Origin of the sequence: Pseudomonas sp. 2995-1 (assembly GCF_002742505.1) — a bacterium.
GTDB classification, from domain to species: domain Bacteria; phylum Pseudomonadota; class Gammaproteobacteria; order Pseudomonadales; family Pseudomonadaceae; genus Aquipseudomonas; species Aquipseudomonas sivasensis.
The window spans coordinates 1-257 of sequence record NZ_LJSA01000592.1 but is presented as its reverse complement, the minus strand read 5'-3'; the positions used below and the strand labels follow the sequence as shown (position 1 = coordinate 257).

The following is a 257-nucleotide window of genomic DNA, read 5'->3' as shown; positions in this document are numbered from 1 at the left end:
TTTTCACGTCTTGTTCCATCTTTTGAAATCAGATCTGCTCTTCGAATCATTTCTGCATTAATTGGTTCGTCACCTATGTTGTTAAAAATAACATCGATTACTACAAATACTCCACTAAGTGGTGTTTCATCATTGTACTCTGGCATAATCTCAAGAGAATTTACTGTTAACTCATACTCACCGTGAGGACTCTTCATAACTCCTGTTTCCCCAAGGCTATAGATGATGTCTTCTTGCGCCTCTTCTTCTACTACTTC

Annotated in this window: 1 protein-coding gene; it reads right to left on the bottom strand. The window is 37.7% G+C overall.

Features of this window, described 5'->3' with window-relative positions; translation table 11 throughout:
* On the bottom strand, positions 1–257 hold a 257-nt coding region (locus AOA61_RS31390), incomplete at both ends, for a hypothetical protein (RefSeq protein WP_218197409.1).